The organism is Laspinema sp. D2d (assembly GCF_025370755.1).
Classification (GTDB): domain Bacteria; phylum Cyanobacteriota; class Cyanobacteriia; order Cyanobacteriales; family Laspinemataceae; genus Laspinema.
The window spans coordinates 87,421-104,999 of sequence record NZ_JAMXFC010000020.1; the positions used below are offsets into that span (position 1 = coordinate 87,421).

General features: G+C 48.1%; 13 protein-coding genes. 9 read left to right on the forward strand and 4 right to left on the reverse strand.

Features of this window, described 5'->3' with window-relative positions:
* Window positions 1-1,214: 1,214 nt before the first annotated feature.
* Window positions 1,215-1,622, forward strand: coding sequence for a PadR family transcriptional regulator (locus NG796_RS14830; protein WP_261207616.1), 408 nt, complete (start codon window positions 1,215-1,217; stop codon window positions 1,620-1,622).
* Between the two features lie 122 nt (window positions 1,623-1,744).
* On the opposite strand, the gene NG796_RS14835 is transcribed toward NG796_RS14830, so the two are convergent.
* The gene (locus NG796_RS14835) at window positions 1,745-3,049 is read right to left on the reverse strand and encodes a tetratricopeptide repeat protein (RefSeq protein WP_261207617.1); all 1,305 of its coding nucleotides are present in this window, start codon (window positions 3,047-3,049) and stop codon (window positions 1,745-1,747) included.
* Between the two features lie 328 nt (window positions 3,050-3,377).
* Window positions 3,378-3,671, reverse strand: a complete 294-nt coding sequence (locus tag NG796_RS14840; RefSeq protein ID WP_261207649.1) for a hypothetical protein — start codon at window positions 3,669-3,671, stop codon at window positions 3,378-3,380.
* On the opposite strand from NG796_RS14840, the gene dnaX reads away from it, so the two are divergent.
* Complete coding sequence (dnaX, locus tag NG796_RS26480; RefSeq protein WP_317619317.1) at window positions 3,557-7,210, forward strand: DNA polymerase III subunit gamma/tau; 3,654 nt, start codon at window positions 3,557-3,559, stop codon at window positions 7,208-7,210. The genes NG796_RS14840 and dnaX overlap by 115 nt on opposite strands.
* Before the next feature lie 168 nt (window positions 7,211-7,378).
* On the opposite strand, the gene NG796_RS14860 is transcribed toward dnaX, so the two are convergent.
* The gene (locus tag NG796_RS14860; protein ID WP_261207618.1) at window positions 7,379-8,800 is read right to left on the reverse strand and encodes a glycosyltransferase; all 1,422 of its coding nucleotides are present in this window, start codon (window positions 8,798-8,800) and stop codon (window positions 7,379-7,381) included.
* A 496-nt stretch (window positions 8,801-9,296) separates the two neighbouring features.
* On the opposite strand from NG796_RS14860, the gene ebsA reads away from it, so the two are divergent.
* From ebsA to NG796_RS14880, 4 genes are all read left to right on the forward strand, one after another.
* Window positions 9,297-9,677, forward strand: a complete 381-nt coding sequence (gene ebsA / locus NG796_RS14865) for a type IV pilus biogenesis protein EbsA (RefSeq protein ID WP_261207647.1) — start codon at window positions 9,297-9,299, stop codon at window positions 9,675-9,677.
* 284 nt (window positions 9,678-9,961) lie between these two features.
* A complete protein-coding gene (locus tag NG796_RS14870; RefSeq protein WP_261207619.1) occupies window positions 9,962-11,065 on the forward strand; it encodes a phosphotransacetylase family protein in 1,104 nt (367 codons plus the stop codon).
* Between the two features lie 293 nt (window positions 11,066-11,358).
* On the forward strand, window positions 11,359-11,637 hold the full coding sequence (locus tag NG796_RS14875) for a hypothetical protein (RefSeq protein WP_261207620.1): 279 nt from the start codon (window positions 11,359-11,361) through the stop codon (window positions 11,635-11,637).
* Window positions 11,638-11,807: 170 nt separating this feature from the next.
* On the forward strand, window positions 11,808-13,988 hold the full coding sequence (locus tag NG796_RS14880; RefSeq protein WP_261207621.1) for an NACHT domain-containing protein: 2,181 nt from the start codon (window positions 11,808-11,810) through the stop codon (window positions 13,986-13,988).
* Window positions 13,989-14,139: 151 nt separating this feature from the next.
* Here the strand turns inward: NG796_RS14880 and NG796_RS14885 are convergent, their stop codons facing one another.
* The gene (locus tag NG796_RS14885; protein WP_261207622.1) at window positions 14,140-15,585 is read right to left on the reverse strand and encodes a carotenoid oxygenase family protein; all 1,446 of its coding nucleotides are present in this window, start codon (window positions 15,583-15,585) and stop codon (window positions 14,140-14,142) included.
* Between the two features lie 80 nt (window positions 15,586-15,665).
* On the opposite strand from NG796_RS14885, the gene NG796_RS14890 reads away from it, so the two are divergent.
* From NG796_RS14890 to NG796_RS14900, 3 genes are all read left to right on the forward strand, one after another.
* On the forward strand, window positions 15,666-16,172 hold the full coding sequence (locus NG796_RS14890; protein WP_261207623.1) for a DNA recombination-mediator protein A: 507 nt from the start codon (window positions 15,666-15,668) through the stop codon (window positions 16,170-16,172).
* Window positions 16,173-16,496: 324 nt separating this feature from the next.
* Entirely contained in the window at window positions 16,497-16,988 is a 492-nt protein-coding gene (locus NG796_RS14895; protein ID WP_261207624.1) for a YajQ family cyclic di-GMP-binding protein, read from the forward strand.
* Window positions 16,989-17,093: 105 nt separating this feature from the next.
* On the forward strand, window positions 17,094-17,549 hold the full coding sequence (locus NG796_RS14900) for a YidH family protein (RefSeq protein ID WP_261207625.1): 456 nt from the start codon (window positions 17,094-17,096) through the stop codon (window positions 17,547-17,549).
* Window positions 17,550-17,579: the final 30 nt, after the last annotated feature.

Genomic DNA, 17,579 nt, shown 5'->3' on the forward strand with positions numbered 1-17,579 from the left:
TTAACTTGTAAAGAAAAATAGAGAACAAAAAAACACCAATGCGCGTCAGCCGATGAAGAATGCATCTTTTCAGCAGGCGATCGCCCCATTGGTTTGGGGAAATTCCAAGCATCTGGGTTTTTTTAGCGATTTATGTCCGCACTATCTGATGATCCGTGCTTGAAATTGGGGTGCAACTTAAGTCAAGTTTCAGGCAAACTTGACTTGAGCCGTGGCAGAGGATAGCGATCGCCAATCACCGGGTTACCCCAGTCCCGGTTGATTAGCCAGATTTTCCTTTGAGAATCGGGGTAAAATGCCCCAAGGGTTTATGACGACAAGCTGTTCTACAAGCTTTCGGGGGGTGCGGCATCGCCGACCCTCCCCGAGTCACAATCCAGAGCTTAAACAGATTAAGACTCCAAAAGGTTCTGATTGATCTGTGGATTGATTGCTCTAGTCAGCTTAAAGAAGAGAAAGGGTGCGCTCAGGTTAGAGAGAATCCAGTCATTTTCCCCCTGAGTTAATTAAGCCGACTGAACCACAGATGACCCTGAGCGATCGCTCGTATTGATGATTCATCCCTCGGTCTAACTCGGTATCAACCGGGGTGCAAATTACTACTAATAAATCAGGGCTGGCTTGCCGTTGGAGATGATTTTTTACAATTTCTATTCCACGGTTCAAGTCTACAAAAGTTGTATTTATTTTATTTGGGTGCTGACTTTCGCTGATTCCATCAGTAGGAGTCTGTATAAAAAAATTTGAGAGTGCGTGTTTTGCTCGTCAGTCGGTAAATTTTCCGGCTCAACTCTCACCACAATTCGTCTGAAATGGAGGGTTGTTCTTAGATGGATTTTAGGCTCTTTTTGTTCCCGTCTTGTCGGAAGTTATGTAAAAACTTCTGCCATACCAATTCCCTGAAAATTGGCAGTGATTTCCTTCCGATCCTCCAATTTTAAATCAGGCTATTAGAAAGAGCTTAATTCTCATCCAAGCTGGGCGGATCAACGGGATTCTCTTGCAGTTTCATCCAGCAATGCATCTATACCGAAGGGAACCAAATCACAAATCTTCCCGATGCTCGGGACGGTATCTGGGTTGACTTTGAGTTGACTTTGAACTGTAGATTTTTCACCCCTCCCCAGAGCGGGCAAGCTACGAAACGTCAATCTTTCAGGGCGTCAATTCCTGTATCAATTGGTATTTTAAGGGGTATTCAGCGGGTAACTCAAATGAATTTTGAAGAGATCTATGACTTTTTTCAAAACCCTCCGCCGATTTATCTGAATAAAGAACTAACCGTGTGTTACGTTCTTTCAGTATTATTGGCGGGTGACTCTTATGGCACAGAACTGATTCAGCAACTAGAGCAGGAATATCCAGCCTATCGACTTTCGGATACGGTACTCTACAGTGCTCTGAAATTTTTAGAAAATGAAAGAGTCATTAAGGGCTACTGGAAAAAGGTTGAAGGCCGGGGAAGACCCAGACGAATGTATCAGGTTCATCCGGAGTTCCAGGGACAAGCGGAGGATTTAGCTCTACTCTGGCAACAGTATGCTCACGAAGGTCATGGGATACCGAATTCTGCCCCAGGTCCTGTGCAGTGCCATGAAAACAAGAACCACAGTACGGGTTAAATCGGGATAACCAGGATTCTTCCGGTGATGGGTGCGGCCCTGCCATCGCCCTCATCGGTCATGTTCGGTTCAATCATAAGTCCCTGTTATCCCGGGAAAAGCTAGGTTAGGCGATCGCCGTCCTAGCTTTTTTTTAGGTCCAGGAGTGCGGCGTTGCGATATCTCCAGGCGGTGGGGTCATCGGGTCGCAGTTGTAAAGCGCGTTCATAAGCGGCGATTGTCTCGGGGATTCGATGCAACCGTTCCAGGGTTTGACCCAGGCACAACCAGCCATGATAGTCATGGGACTGGATTTCCAGGAGTTTCTCAAAGGCGGCGATCGCCTCGCCATATCGATGCAGATTCCCCAAGGCGGCCCCCCGATTAAACCAAGCGGCAGCATAGTCCCCTTGCAGGTCCAGGGCTTTATCATAAGCCGCGATCGCCTCGTCATATCGCTGCAAGTCATAAAAAATATTGCCCCACTCATACCACCCCTGATGACATTCGGGATGGGTTGTCAGGGCTTCTTCATAAGCAGCGATCGCCCCCTCCGGCTGCTTTAACTGCATCAGGGCCTTCCCTCTGGCACAGCATTCCTCGGGAGTTTGTGGTTTCATCGTCACGGCAGATTCAAAATCTGCCGTTGCCGCTTCTAAATCCTCTAGGGCTTTATAGGCTAAACCTCGTTGAGTCAGGGCCACCAGAAACTCAGGGTTTTGAACCAGTGCCTCGGTCAAATGGGCGACTGCCTCGTGATAAAGTCCCATACGATGACAAACTAAACCTAATCCATACAATACTTCTGGGTGATTCGGAGAATAGTTTGCCGCCTGCTCAAACGTGGTTAACGCCGAGGGATATTGACGGCGATCGAGATGAATCTGTCCCAGTTGTAGATAATGTTCTAGGGTGAATTCTGAGGCAACGGGCGAGGCGGGTGTAGCTGGGGATGGGGATGGAGTATTTGCCTCGCGATCGAGCAACATTTGACCAATTTCTGCCGCCACTTCCGAGAGTTTGCCACAGTTTAACGCGCCTAACTGCACCATCCGCCTTGCTAATTCTTGATTGGGAACTGGGGAATTGAGCAGACGAGTTCCAAACTGGCGTAACCAGAGCACGTATGCCTGATTTTGGGCATTTTCCATCCCCGAACCCTTAACAAAATCCTTGACATTCGGAGCAGATTCTGGTTCGATCTCCTGCAAAAATTGGTTAACCTGAGCCTGACTCCACCCTCGATGCACCCCATCCAGCAATTCAGAAAAGAGAAATTCGTACTCTGCCGCACACAGAGGTTTAGGAGGTTGGGGAACGCGAGGTTCTGAGTTTTTGGGGTTTGACTTTGTGAGGAACGACTGAGGCGGCGATCGGCGAAACCACTGTTTCCACAACCGGACAAGCTGCTGCCAAATTCGGCCCAAAGTTTTCACAACCCGTTGCATGAACTGCCTCATTGATAAATTTATCCCTCTGTCCCTACGGATTTCTGTTTGATTGCGAGTCCCACCCCATCGCTGCATTTTTTCGATGCTGGCAGCGTTTTCCCTTAATTTTCGTCAAACTTGCCTCCAACCTTGCCACAGCCAACCTGGGTAAATGGGGAGGCGCTCCAGCCCAATCCTAAACTGGGTCCTTTGCCACAGATATCTATCTATAGGGTTAGGAAGGGAATAGGCCAGTGCTATTCTATTTTAGAGTGGGGATTAAGGCTTTTTCCTTTAAAATCGCAGATTGGGAGCCTAGTTCCTCGGGTAAAAAAATGCAAATTTTTCACAACAAAGGGAAACCCGTAGAAAAGGGGAACCCTGGAGGGGCGATCGGGCTTTCTGTGGATATTGACTGCCTCTGCATCACCCCATCTTGAACTGGCGATATTTCCAGCCTTGCCATTCCACCGGCCATTGCCTCCAGATTTAACCGTATTGTCTGCTGATATTCTTCCCCCATCCATGCCATACGAACCGCTACATCACAAATATCGCCCCCAAACCTTTGCAGATTTGGTGGGACAAGAGGCGATCGCCACCACCTTAACCAATGCGATTCGCCAAAACCGAATCGCACCCGCCTATTTATTTACAGGACCCAGAGGCACCGGCAAGACGTCCAGCGCCCGGATTCTCGCTAAATCCCTCAACTGCCTCAACTCCAACGGTCCCACTGAAATCCCCTGCGGTGAATGCGAAGTCTGTCGCACCATTGCCCGAGGCACCTCATTAGACACCATTGAGATTGACGCCGCCAGTAATACCGGGGTTGATAACATCCGTGAACTCATCGAACGCGCACAATTTGCCCCCGTACAATGTCGCCAAAAAGTTTACATTATTGATGAATGTTTAACAGGTGACACCCTGGTGCAAACTGCTGAGGGGTTGATGAGAATTGATGACCCTTCTCTGCAAAACAAACAGGTTCTCAGTTATAACGAATCGAACGGGAACTGGGAATGGAAAAAAGTTCTCCGCTGGCTAGAACGGGGAGAACGACAAACACTGATTATTAAAACAGGGAATCGAGAAATCCGATGCACCGCCAATCATCTGATTCGGACCGAAAACGGCTGGATAGCCGCCGAGAAAGTGAAACCGGGAATGAACATTCTTGCGCCTTTACTGAATCCGAAAATTGTAAACAGCGCGATCGCTGCCAAAGTACCCTCGCCCAGCTTGAATCTATCTGGCCCCTTTGTGCCTGTGGCTGTGGAGCCAGACTTACCGTTCCCGAGTCTTACCTCAAAAATAATGCCAGTATTAACACCATCCAAAAATACTGGAAGCAATACACCTACAAAAAGAACCATCACCCCCGTTGTAAATCCACCCCTTGGAATAGCAAACTCGCAGCGTTGGAAGAACTTAGACCCCTGTGTGCCTGTGGATGCGGGGAAAAATTGGAAATACCAAATCAGGCAAAAAAAACCAGCGTGGAATACATCCAACGTTACTGGGAAAAGCATCCAACTAAGCAAAACCATTACAAGCTCACAACCTTGGCAGATAAGCTCACAGAACTGGAATACTGTAGACCCTTCTGTGCTTGCGGATGTGGAGAACAACTCGATATTCCTATCCACTTGCTTAGTCGCAAAACTCCCTCAACTGTTGTCGGAATTAACTCACACTGGAAGAGACATCCCTACAAAAAAGGACATGGACAGTGGGATAAAAGAACGGAAAAGTTTTTGGCTAATGCCGAATTTCTGTCAGCCGACACATTGGGGCTTATCTACGGAACCTTGCTGGGAGATGGCTGCATTACCTACCCCAACCAATACAGTCGATTTCCGAGATTGTCTTGGACTCATGGGGAATCTCAACGAGAATGGATGGAATACAAAGCCTCCCGTCTTGCAGCACTGCAACCCCAGATCCGAATGGCACCCAACCAAGGATATGGATATCTATCCGTCTGTTGCCAGACCCGTTGTCATCCCCAACTCCCAGCAGTTTTTGAATCAGTTAGACCCCAAGGGAGAAAAAAGCGGGTTTCTCATGAGTGGCTCAAGCAAATTACACCAGAAGGGTTGGCTTGGTTCTATATGGATGATGGATCCCTCAGTATTTCTCAAGGCAGCCCATCCATTCAACTGCATACAGAAGGATATTCTGTCGAAGAAAATCAACTCATTGCCGATTGGCTTAAAGACTGCGGATATCCAGCAAAAATCATGTTTTACACTTCCAAAAAAGATGATGGAAGTAAAACATACCCTTACATTAGACTCAACGCAGATACTACCCGAAAATTTGTGGACGAGCTCCAACCCTATTCAATCCCATCAATGGATTACAAGTTTGGAGAAGGTCGAATCTGTCGCAATGGCAGATCCGCGTCAAGTTTACGATATTGAAGTAGAAACTCATCATAACTTTGTGGCAAATGGACTGTTAGTGCATAATTGCCATATGCTGAGTACGGCTGCTTTTAATTCATTGCTCAAGACTTTAGAAGAACCGCCCGATCGCGTGGTGTTTGTCTTAGCAACAACTGACCCCCAACGAGTTTTACCCACGATTATTTCTCGCTGTCAGCGATTTGATTTTCGCCGGATTCCTGTAGCTTCAATGGTTCAGCATTTGAAGCATATTGCAGGCAATGAAACCATTAATATCAGTGATGAAGCGGTTTTGACGGTGGCTCAGATTGCTCAAGGGGGACTGAGGGATGCAGAAAGTCTCTTGGATCAGCTTTCGTTGCTGGAAGAACAGGTTACTGTAGAGCGGGTTTGGGATTTGGTGGGGTCGGTCCCGGAGCGAGATTTGATTCAGTTATTAGAGGCGATCGCCGGAAATAATGCAGAACAAGTCTTGGATAAAGCCCGAGAATTAATGAATCGCGGTCGAGAACCGCTGATTGTTTTACAAAATTTGGCCGGATTTTATCGGGATTTATTAATTGCTCATACCGCGCCCAATCGCCCGGATTTAGTCGCTGTTACTCCTCCTACCTGGGAACAGTTATGTGCCGTAGCTCAACAATGGGAAATGCCGACTATTTTAGCGGGTCAACAACATTTAAGGAGCAGCGAGGCGCAAATTAAAAATACCACTCAGCCTCGTTTGTGGTTAGAGGTAACCCTGTTGGGATTATTGCCCTCGGCTTTAATTACACCCACTCAGGGACGGCAAGAAACCTCCAGTTCTTCATCCAGTCGAGGGGCTGCAAATGTGGCACCACCGGGGAGAACCTCAGCAAGCCACCCTTCTCCGGAAAATGTCCCTCAATCTCCCCCAGTACAGGGGATGAACACAGGGAGTTCGGGGTCACCATCCGGAAGCGTTGGCGCTGCCTCTCCCCCGGAAAATCGCCCTGCTTCTCCCCCGCCACCGGCACCGAGTCAGGGGTCTGGGAACCCGGAACCCTCGACTGTAGAACCGAGTGGCAACCTGGAACAAACCTGGCAAACCTTGCTGGAATACCTGCCGCTGGGAAGCAAAGCGCTGTTGCAGCAACATGGACGGCTGATTGGGTTCAGCAACCATCAAGCTCAAATTGCGATTCGCTCTCCCAACCTGTTTAAGATGGCGCAGAGTAAGGTATCGGATATGGAAGCTGCCTTTTTTAAGGCGTTTAATATCCGAGTTAAAGTGGTGATTCAGGTGTCTGGGGACGCACCCCCTCCGGCTTCTGGCGCGATCGCCCCTAACCCTTCCGAACCCCCAGCAGCAAGGATGGAGCCACCGCCACCGCCGATGGGCAATGGACAGGCCAACTCGACGCCACAAAGCCCCGCCAATCGCGAAAATTCACCGCCTCAATCCCCCCCTCAAAACTCCCGAATTGAACCCAGTAACGGGCCAGAAAACCGCCCCACGGTGTTTGTCGGAGCGACGGGGAGACGGGATATTCCCCGGGGTGAGCAACCCGATGATGATGAAGTGATCCGGGCGGCTCAACGATTTAGCAATCATTTTAATGGGAAATTAATCAGTCTCCCGGATGACCCGGAGGCACAGGCGAGGGGTCGGGCAGTTGAGGCAGACTTTAGTCACAGTTGGGACGTTCAAACCCCGAGTTCTGAGGCGGAAATGGGGGGAGTTTTAGAGAGTCCCAATGATGTGGATATAGACGATGATCCGTTTGGTGGATTGGATTTTTGAGGGGACAGGACTGACGCCTATTTTCCCAAGAAACCCTTAATATAGGGGCGATTTGTGAATCGCCCCGGATGGGCGGGAGGGAGAATAGATTTCTTGCAAATATCTGGATTGATCCCCCCAACCCCCCTTAAGAAGGGGGGCTTAAGAGAATTTTGCAAGAGGTCTAAGTTAAGCGGGTAATTCGCCGGTGCCTTGATGAACGGTTTTCACCCATTTGAGTTGTTTGGGACGGACCGAAATCCGGAGGGTGATGCTAGAAATTACAACTACCCAGTGCAGGAGGTAAATGATACCCCGCACAGTTTGGATGAGGGTTTGGAGGGGCGAGGCGGGTCGAGTTTTGGCTTGTTGAGCGGTTTGGAACTCAATGCGCCGCAGCCCGGTAAATATTCCCACGAGGGAAAGACTCATGGCGAGGGTGGTTAAGGGGCTGTAAATGGGGAAATGTTTGAAGGCGATCGCCAGGATTAAATCGGGGATGGCGGCTGCCGGGAGGAAATATTGGATAATCCAAAATGCAAACATATCCCAAGATTTGGACCCGGGAAGGCGATCGCTGAAAATTAGCCGCCAATAGTCTAAATACCGCTGATATCCCCCTTCTCCCCAGCGATTACGTTGATGCCACAGGGCCAAAGGACGAGTGACGCCCTCTTCTTTGACGGGGACGCTGATAAATTGGACATCCCAACGGTCTAAATGCAGGCGCAGGGTCAAATCTAAGTCATCGGTGATGGTTTCTTCGTTGAATCCACCACAGCGATCGAGGGCTTGACGCCGGATAAATTGACCGTTCCCCCGTAGTTCCCCAATGCCACCGATCGCGATGCGTTGCTGTTGGAAATAAGTATCTAAGGCCATTTCTGCGACTTGTCCTTTGGTCCAGAAATTGACTCCAGGATTGGCGATCGCCTTCCGCATCTGCACGGCCCCCACTTGGGGCGGATTGAACGTAGGGAGAATCCGTTGCAGGAAGTCCGGGGAGACTTGCGCATCGGCATCAAAGACCCCGATAAATTCTCCGTGGGTTAGGGGAATAACTTGATTGAGTGCCCCAGATTTGCCCCCCGTGGCATCGGCAGAACGCCGAAACACATTGAGGTTGTCATATTTTTGGGCGAGTTGCTGTAACACCTCCGGGGTGCGATCGCTACTGTTATCGTCGATCGCCCAGACTTCATAGCGATCGCGGGGATAATCCAGATTGCACAGGACATCAATCAGCTTACTAATTACGGCTTCTTCGTTTTTAGCCGCTACCAGTAAGGAAACTTGGGGCCAGTGTTCCTGGTCTTCCCGGTCCAGGGGTTGGGGGGTCGGGAATGCTTTCGCCCGGACAATCCGAATTGCATGGAGTCCTAACAGTGCCGTAAAGCCCAACACCAGCCAATATCCCCAGGAGAGGAAATGCAGGATGAGGGTGAGAATAGAAATCCCCAATAGCAATACCGCTGCTTTGCGTCGGCGACCCAGATACCCCGGATAGGAAAAGTCTTCGACCTGATCAGAATCTTCAAAAGCAGACAAAATCAAATGAAGAGGCTCGAATTCCTCGAAGGAATTGTTTTCGGGCCAGGAATTCGCTGGCATAGTTTACTTAGGTAAAAAAGCAATACAGGTTTAGTGGTTTCTCAGCCCCTAGACCCCAAATTATGGCAGGGATTGCAGTTATTAAAGGGTCCAGTCAAGTTCCAGATGCCCTCAGCGGGAGACAAGTTAAGTTTCCCAGACAATTGGACAGCTCAGGCGGGACTAAAGGCGATCGCCCCCGCACTGCGGTTCCCGTTGGGGAATCCTCTCTCTCTTCGGTCTCTACTGCTTGAGCGTCAGTTGAGACTGGAGAGCTAGGAGCTTAGAGAAACCTTAATGTTGTTTTATTGTATCCCTGATTGTTATTTTTCTAACTCGTTGCTGCAATTGAGCAGGATTCAGTCTTCTGGGTCCACAGAAACCTACCCCCCTTATTTAGTCCTGAAAACTTGCCAAAATTGAAGAGGATAAGGGAATCATGACCGGGAGAATTCAATTCCCCACCCCCTTCTCCACTACACTTTTTATTGATACTGGACTAGAAGGAGCAGCGAGCATGGGTAATAACCTCGATCAACTTCAGCCTGCGGATAATCGGGAAATAGGGGTCTATATCCCTTACTACCAAGGCAATAAACGAGCGGTGTTACCGAGAGCGATTAGCCTCTATCGTCAAGGGAATTTGGAGGGTGAGCGCAAAATAGAGGGCGGTGAAAACGTTCCATTTGTAGCAAGCTGGCACGTTTCCTCTCTTCCGGCTGACCTCACCCGGTGTCGCATCCAGTTTGATGGGAATGCAGACCTCAGCTATGAAGTGACGATGGCAAATTTTGAGTTTATTGACCACTTAATCGATGTGATTGTCAGCCATAAGCGGCACCACTTGGTGGATTTTTCTAAAGGCTTCTATCGAAAGTTGCTACTACTGGATGACTAGAATAAAGACTGACGATTAGCCCGAGGGGGCAGTCGCTTTCGGCAACAGCTTCCGATGGAATCAGGGACAAGGGTCTCGGATTCCAGGGTCATCCTTGGGGAAATGCTGCTGCTGTGATGCCGATGCCTACCTTAACCCGCACCCTTGAGGGTGGGGCGTTTGCGGACAAAGCCTGCCTACGCAGGCTACTAGAGAATACCGACTTTTCATACCCCGATTTGGGATAAGACGTCATCTGACGACCCAAAGCAGACTATCAACACAAGAGAATAGGGAGTGAGTGCGTGCCAACATCTGCCAAACCAAAATCTAAATATCTCGCGATCGGATCAACTCGGCCTTACAGCGGTAAATCTTCGATTATCCTAGGCATGGTCCAGCAATTCCAAGCCAAGGGGCTGGATATTGCGTATTCTAAACCCCTGGGAACCTGTTTCAGTGAAGTGGGAAATGATGGGATAGACGAGGACCATCGATTTTTAGCCAAAACTTTGAATCTGCCGGATAATCGCCTGGGGGATACCCTGCTGTTTTTAGATGCGCCGACCCTGGAGAATCGTCTGCAAGGCATTGGACAAACGGACTACTCTGAGACTCTGGTGAATTCGTTGGAACACCTCGGGGGAGATTTAACGATTTTAGAGGGGGCTGGTACTTTAGATCAAGGCCGGTTATTTAATCTGTCGGTGCCTAAAGTTGCCACTTTGATTGAGGCGTCGGTATTGTTGGTGGCGCGCTTCCACTCGATGTTAGATGTGGGGGAACTGCTCTCGGTTCAGGACCGCTTGGGCGATCGCCTCCTAGGAGTGGTCCTCACGGATATCCCAGAAGAAACCTGGACCAGTGCCTCCACCATTCTGCGTCCGTTTTTGGAAGAACAGGGGATTCGGGTGTTTGGGTTGCTGCCAAGGAGCAATTTGCTTCGCAGTGTCAGCGTTCGAGAGTTGGTGCAACGGCTGAATGCGGAGGTACTCTGTCGTCCCGATCGCCTAGATTTGATGGTGGAAACCCTGAAAATTGGGGCGATGAATGTTAACTCGGCTTTAAAGTATTTCTCCCAAGCTCAAAACATGGCGGTGATTACCGGAGGCGATCGGTCAGAACTACAACTGGCGGCCCTGGAAACCTCCACCCAATGTCTGATTCTCACGGGACATATGCCACCGAGTCAGATGATTCTGAATCGCGCTGAAGAGGTCGAGGTTCCGGTTTTATCTGTTGACTTAGATACTCTAACCACGGTGGAAATTATCGAAGAAACCTTCGGTCAAGTTCGCCTACATGAACCGATTAAAGTGGAATTTATGCGAAAACTCATGTCAGAGCATTTTGACGTAGACCGCTTGCTGTCTATTTTAGGGTTAGAACCAGCCCTTTCTGGGCGGTAAAATCTTGAGGGAAAAATCTGCTACAAAAACTTGTAGGGTTTTACTTTAGAAAAAGATTCAGCAGTAACCGTTAAGTGAAACCCTAATCAATTCTCCTTTTGAAGCTCTAGGGCGCATATCTTTGCGCCTTACACGATTAGCAGAGGGAGAATTTCTTTTGTGATGTTGTCTAGCAAAAGGAAAGTAATATCATGCGTCACGCGCTTTTTTCAGGAATTGCACTGGCTCTCAATATTGTGTTTCTGCCCTTCAATGGAGTTACACAATAAGTCCCTACGGATTTGCGGCAGTCTATGCCTTACAGCGAAGCCAGAGAATTTATTTTAGACGAGGGATGGCAGATTAATTCCCAAAATCCCAACTCAAACGACTTATTATCGGGGTCGTTAGAGCGACTGGTAAATGAGTTAGACTATCCTGAATTTGAAGACTGTTCGGGAACTGGGATGGGGTTTTGTCGGGCTTCGTTTGTGAATGCTTATGGTGAAAATTTAATTCTGGTGACTGTTAATAATGAGGAGGAACCTACATTATTTCGATGGTGGATAGAAGAAGAACAAGAACAGGAATAAAGTACAGCATCTGGTTTTTAAAGGTCTATAAAAACCCGCACCCTTGCGGGCTGAAGAGGTAAAGTAGGGCTTTGATAGCCGGATTTGGTATAATTCTCTTTAATTTGGGAACACTAAACATAAATTCTGCGAGTTCGCTAACAGCAACCACTATTTGCGAGGGGGAGGTCATGTCAAATCAGCAAAATCGATTTTTTCGGTATCTTCGGTTGGCATTTGTGGCCCTGGCGTTTGTTCTCTATCCTTATTTCGTCAACCAACTGCCTCCCTTGCCGGATTGGATGGGGAATGTACCCACTCCAGTGGCAATTTGTGGGGCGATTATTTTTGCCATTATTGTTGTCGTTGGACCAGAATTATTAAACGTAAAAGAAACGCCCCCGGAAGAGTTATGGCACAAACTATTGCAAGAGAATCAGAAACTCATTAATGAGCGCCTTAAAAATTCTCTGGATCAAGACAGCCATATTCCTATCACCAGCATTGATTCTCCGGGTGATTTGGAACGACCCCAAAGGAAAGCGCCTCAACAATCATCCGTCAAGGGGTGGAGAACGTGGTGGCAAAAATTGCAGCCTTCCGCCAGTTTACCAAAAGCGATCGCTGATAAATTGCCTCTAATCAAAACTGGGCGGAATTTGGAGAATTTACAGACAGGAGAAGTCACTAAATTATCACCCAGTAAACCGATTATAGAGACTTTCAGCGAAGCCAACCAGCGTTTATTAATTTTAGGAGAACCGGGTAGCGGCAAAACGACGGAATTGCTCAAATTAGCCCAAGCATTAGGAGAAGCAGCAGCAGCAGCCGAGAACAATCCCAAAGACCCTATCCCCTTGATTTTTGAGCTTTCTACTTGGCGGGGAGAACCGATGTTCGAGTGGATGGTGGGAGAAATAGTGGCGCAGTATGTACGAAATCCAAAGCTATGCCGGGAGTGGCTGAAGGGCGATCGCATTGTGCCGTTGCTTGATGGTTTGGATGAATTGGGGGAGGAACGAGCAAAAGAAGCGATTCGGGCGATCGATGCTTTACAGGCAGATTATCAACATCAGCAAAAGGCATTAGTTATCTGCTGTCGCGTCAAAGACTATGAAAGCCTCACCGATAAAAACAACCGCCGTATCCGTTTAAAAGGAGTCGAACAAGCAGTCAGGCTTTGTGAATTAGCTGATGACCAAATTAAAACATATTTAGAGCAGCGTAAGGCAGAACATATTTGGGATGAACTACAATCCAATTCTGGGTTAATGGAGTTGGCGCGCAATCCCATGTTATTAAACCTCATGCCTATTGCTTATCCTGATGAATTACCAAACAACCTCCCTCAAAACACCCAAGATTGCCAAAGCCGACTATTTGATGATTTTTTGCATCGAAAACTCTCTCAACCCCTTGCAGGCTACGACCCAGAAAAGGCTAAATATTATTTAGCGTGGTTGGCTGCAAGTATGGGACGAGAAGACATTAATCAACGAGAGTTTTTGATTGAAAGGCTGCAACCAACTTGGCTGGAAACTCAAAAACAACGAAATCAATACTCAGGGATTAATCGGCTGATTTTAGGGGTAATGGGTACGCTAACCGGGGGACTGATTGGACAGATAATTGGAGGGCAGATTGGACAGATAATTGGCGGGCTGATTGGTGGACTAATTTTTGGAATTATATATGATTTCAATGCAATTAACCTAATAGAAGATTTTGATATCTCTTGGAAAAATTTAAACCAAATAATTAATCTTGGATTGGGCTATTCAATCTGGTTGGGGCTGATTGGTACGCTGATTGGTGTGGTGATTGGTTGGCTGAAGGGAGATTCGATTTTTGGGGGGATTGTCGGCGTTATTTTCGGGGGAAGTTTAGGGCTAATTTGGGGGGTTATTTTAGGTTTGAGAACAGATTTTAAAATTAGGAAATCTCCCTATCAATGGATTTGGAAAACGGGATGCACTTCTTTGATCACGATGGGATTGTCTATGGTGCTGTGTCCCTGGATTTTGATTATCCCTCAGTGGGCGACAGGACAGAATTGGAACTTGAGTGAATCGTTAATTGGGGGATTATTATTGACAATTTTATTCGTATATGTGATTGGCGGTGGGCAAGCAGTCAGCCAACATTTTATTTTGCGAGAGGTGTTGTGCTGTCAGGGTCGTATTCCCCGAAATTATGTTCAATTTCTGAACGAAGCAAGTGCCCGTGGCATTTTAAAGCAATCTGGGGGCCGCTATCGGTTTTATCATGATAAATTCCGAGAGCATTTAGCCAATACGATCTCGTGGAAATTTGAACCCCTATCACCCCGTAAACAAAATAAGTTTTTTGGATGGTCTTTACACAGAAGATAGGGATTATATTTGCAGGGGTTTGATTAGCAGAATTCTGACGAGGATCTGGTGGTGGTTAAAACTCCCGCTTTTTGACTCCTGAAGGCGTCACTACAAACAGTTTGTAGTAACTCCTTCAGGGGTTTCTTTTTGATAACTCCTGAAGGCGTCACTACAAACGTTTCTGCGGGTTCCAAGTCCCATGAAACCCTAACGGAATCACCCCCGGCAACCCTAACCGACATTCCGGTTCCTCTTCCAACCGATCGCCATCAAAAATCCATACCTGACTCTGATGTTCGTTCGCATCATAAACCACCGTTAAAACCCACCCTTGTTCAGCCCGATCGCCATCTGGTGCGTAAATCGGTTCACTCGGATAACAGTTCTCGGGAATAGGGGCCTCGGTCAGATGGCCGGTTTGATAGTCGAACCGCCCGATCGCCCCCACGGGTTCTCTCCCTAACTCCACTCCCTCTCGATGCAAGGATAAATAGGTATAGCGCCACTCCTGTCCCACTTCTCGGAAATCTACCGAGGGAAACTCACAGTGGCGATCTATCATCGTCTCTGTCTCCATCACCTTTCCAGTCTTGGGATTCACTCGGACTCGGCAAAGGGTCCCTTTGGCGGCTGTCTCTGTCTGCAAGGTGGCAAATTCTTTGAGATATTGATTCGTCTGAAAATCCTGATAGCGCACCACATCTAAGCTAATCTCTCCACTGCCATTCACGGAACCATTGCCAAAATGCCACTGATACCAGGGTTCCGCTTCCCCCCGACTCACCAGTTCTAAACTAGAACGGTCAATCACTAAAATTTGAGTCCCTAACTCGGGATGCCAGGTTAAGGAGTCGCTAAAACTTTTCAGGTGCAACAGGACGGGTAATACCGACATCCTTACCGGGGGAATCACAAAGATTAAATAGGGTCCCGCCATCACAAAATCATGAATCAGGGGCATTCCCTCTAGGTCAAATGCGGCCTGTTGTTGGATTTGGCCCTGGTTGTTGCTGCGGTAAACGTGCAGTTGGGCGTTTTTTCCCGGGGAGACGCCAAAATTATAGATTTCCCCGGTTTGGGGGTCGCGTTTGGGGTGGGCGGAATAGCCCCAGTTTGGTGCCAATCCGCCTAAGTTGTCCAGTCCGAAGGTTTCTAGGGTTTCTAAATCTAATCCGTGGGGATGTCCCCCTTCCCAAAGGGCTAAGAGTTTGTCCGGGAGGGCAATCACGGAGGTATTGGCAGTATTTTTCACCCCCTTGCCTAATCGTTTCCAGATAGGTCCCGGGGGGAGTGTGCCATATCCGGCAAATTGCAGGCGGCCCTCAGCTTCCTCCGCTTGATATCCGGCGGTTTGGACGTAGCGGTAAAGGGCGCGGCTGTCTCTGCCGGTAAAATGAACCCCTAAAATTGCTCCATCCCCATCAAACCAATGTCCGACGCGGTTTTCCCCTCGGGTGAGTCGGGCGGGACCATTGCGGTACAGGGTTCCACGCAATCCGGGGGGGAGGGTTCCGGCGATGATTTTGAGGGGAGTGGGGGGAAATTCCTGGGCGGGGGTGGCGATCGCCTTTGTCCAACTTTTCTCTCGGATTTCGGGTTTGCTAATACTTTTCATGGCTATTTTCCATCTATTTATCGTACTTGGTCTTATCTTTGCTAAAATAACTCCGTTGTTCTAGTTATTTCATACCGTCTTTGAGTCAATCAATAGACACATCACCTGGGATCGATACTCTGGCGCAAGAACTGGCCTCGATCCAGCAAACAGGCTCTAAACGAATTTCCGTCCTAGGTTCCCGTCATGTTCCGATTACCCATCAAGCTCTCATTGAGCGAATGACCTATGCTTTGGTCTTAGAAGGGAATCGAATTCTGACCTCTGGTGCTACCGGCACCAATTCTGCTGCGATTAAAGGCGCGATGAAGGCAGATCCCAATATGCTGACGGTGATTCTCCCCCAAAGTCTGGATCGTCAACCCAGCGAGTCGCGCAAGCAACTCGAAAAGGTGATCCACTTGGTGGAAAATCCCGCGAATGACCATTTATCCTTAGCTGAAGCCAGTGCTTTGTGCAATTTGGAAATTGTCTCTCGCTGTCAGCAGTTAATCTGCTTTGCATTCCATGATAGCCACACGCTATTGCAAACTTGTCAGGATGCGGAGGAACAACGCCGACTCGTGACGTTGTTCTATTTTGATTAAGGGCATCCTCGTTTACCTAGGCTTGACCCTGCGATCGGATTTCCCATTTGGCGTTTGGATCCGCTTGTGTCTGTTCCCGTTTTACTCTAAAATTTCCCCCGCGAAGAAGAGATGAAACTGCCGTTGCCTAGGTCAGTTATTGTTTAGAGACTCCCAGGCAATGGCCCCGAGGCTACTCGATTCGTCCACTTTCCTGAAGAACGTTGCGAGGCGAACTCACGGAGGCGATCGCTGATATTTGGCACTGGCAGTTTGTCCCCCTCTTCGAGTGGTTTCATGGTCTAGTAATTTGTAGTTGTACTGATAATTAGTCACGTTTTATTCATGGCTTCAACGTATTCTTTTGATATTGTCAGCGATTTCGATCGCCAGGAACTCGTTAATACGATTGACCAAACCAATCGGGAAATTACCAGTCGTTACGACCTGAAAGATACCAATACCACGGTTGAACTCGGGGAGGATGAAATTGTCATCAATACGAATAGCAAAATGACCTTGGATGCGGTGCACTCGGTTCTGCAACAAAAAGCGGTCAAGCGGAATTTATCGTTGAAAATTTTTGACTATGGTAAGGAGGAAACTGCGAGTGGTAACCGCATCCGTCAGGTGATTAAGCTCAAAAAAGGTATCGCCCAAGAGGTGGGTAAACAAATTACCAAGTTACTCCGGGATGAATTGAAGAAGGTTCAAGGTTCAATTCAAGGGGATGCGGTGCGGGTTTCTAGTAAGTCGAAAGATGACTTACAAGAAGCGATGCAGTTGATTAAACAAGAAGATTGGCCGGTGGCCTTACAGTTTACCAACTATCGGTAACAGGGTAGGGTAAGAAGTTCCTAAGAATGGGGTAAAACCGTGCGATCGCCTCGAATTTGAAGCGATCGCACCGTTTAAGGGAACTTCAATTAAACGGGAGTGGCAATGACTCAGGACAAAATAGACCGACAACGCGAACATCAAGCGAATGAACGGACGTTTTTGGCTTGGTTACGCACTTCTATTGGCATGATTGGGTTTGGATTTGCGATCGCTCGTTTTGGTCTATTTTTACGGGAGTTACAAGCTAGTGTGACGGGTGAACCAGACACTGGAACAGCGATCGCTATTAACTCCCAAACCCTGGGTGTGGTATTGGTAATTATGGGGATTATTTTTATTCCCCTCTCCGTCTGGCGCTACAATCAGGTTTTTCAACAAATTGAATTTAGCGCCTATCGCCCAAGTCGTTGGATGGTTTGGTTAACCGCTGCAACGGTGATGATTGTCGGGGTTCTGACGATTCCCTTTGTATTGTTCCGACATTCTACGAGGGAACCAATACCCCCATTGGAACCCCAAAGTTGGAAAAATGTGATGGGCGATCGCGATCGGCAGTAGGTTTTTCACCCCCCAGTCAATCTATTTCCA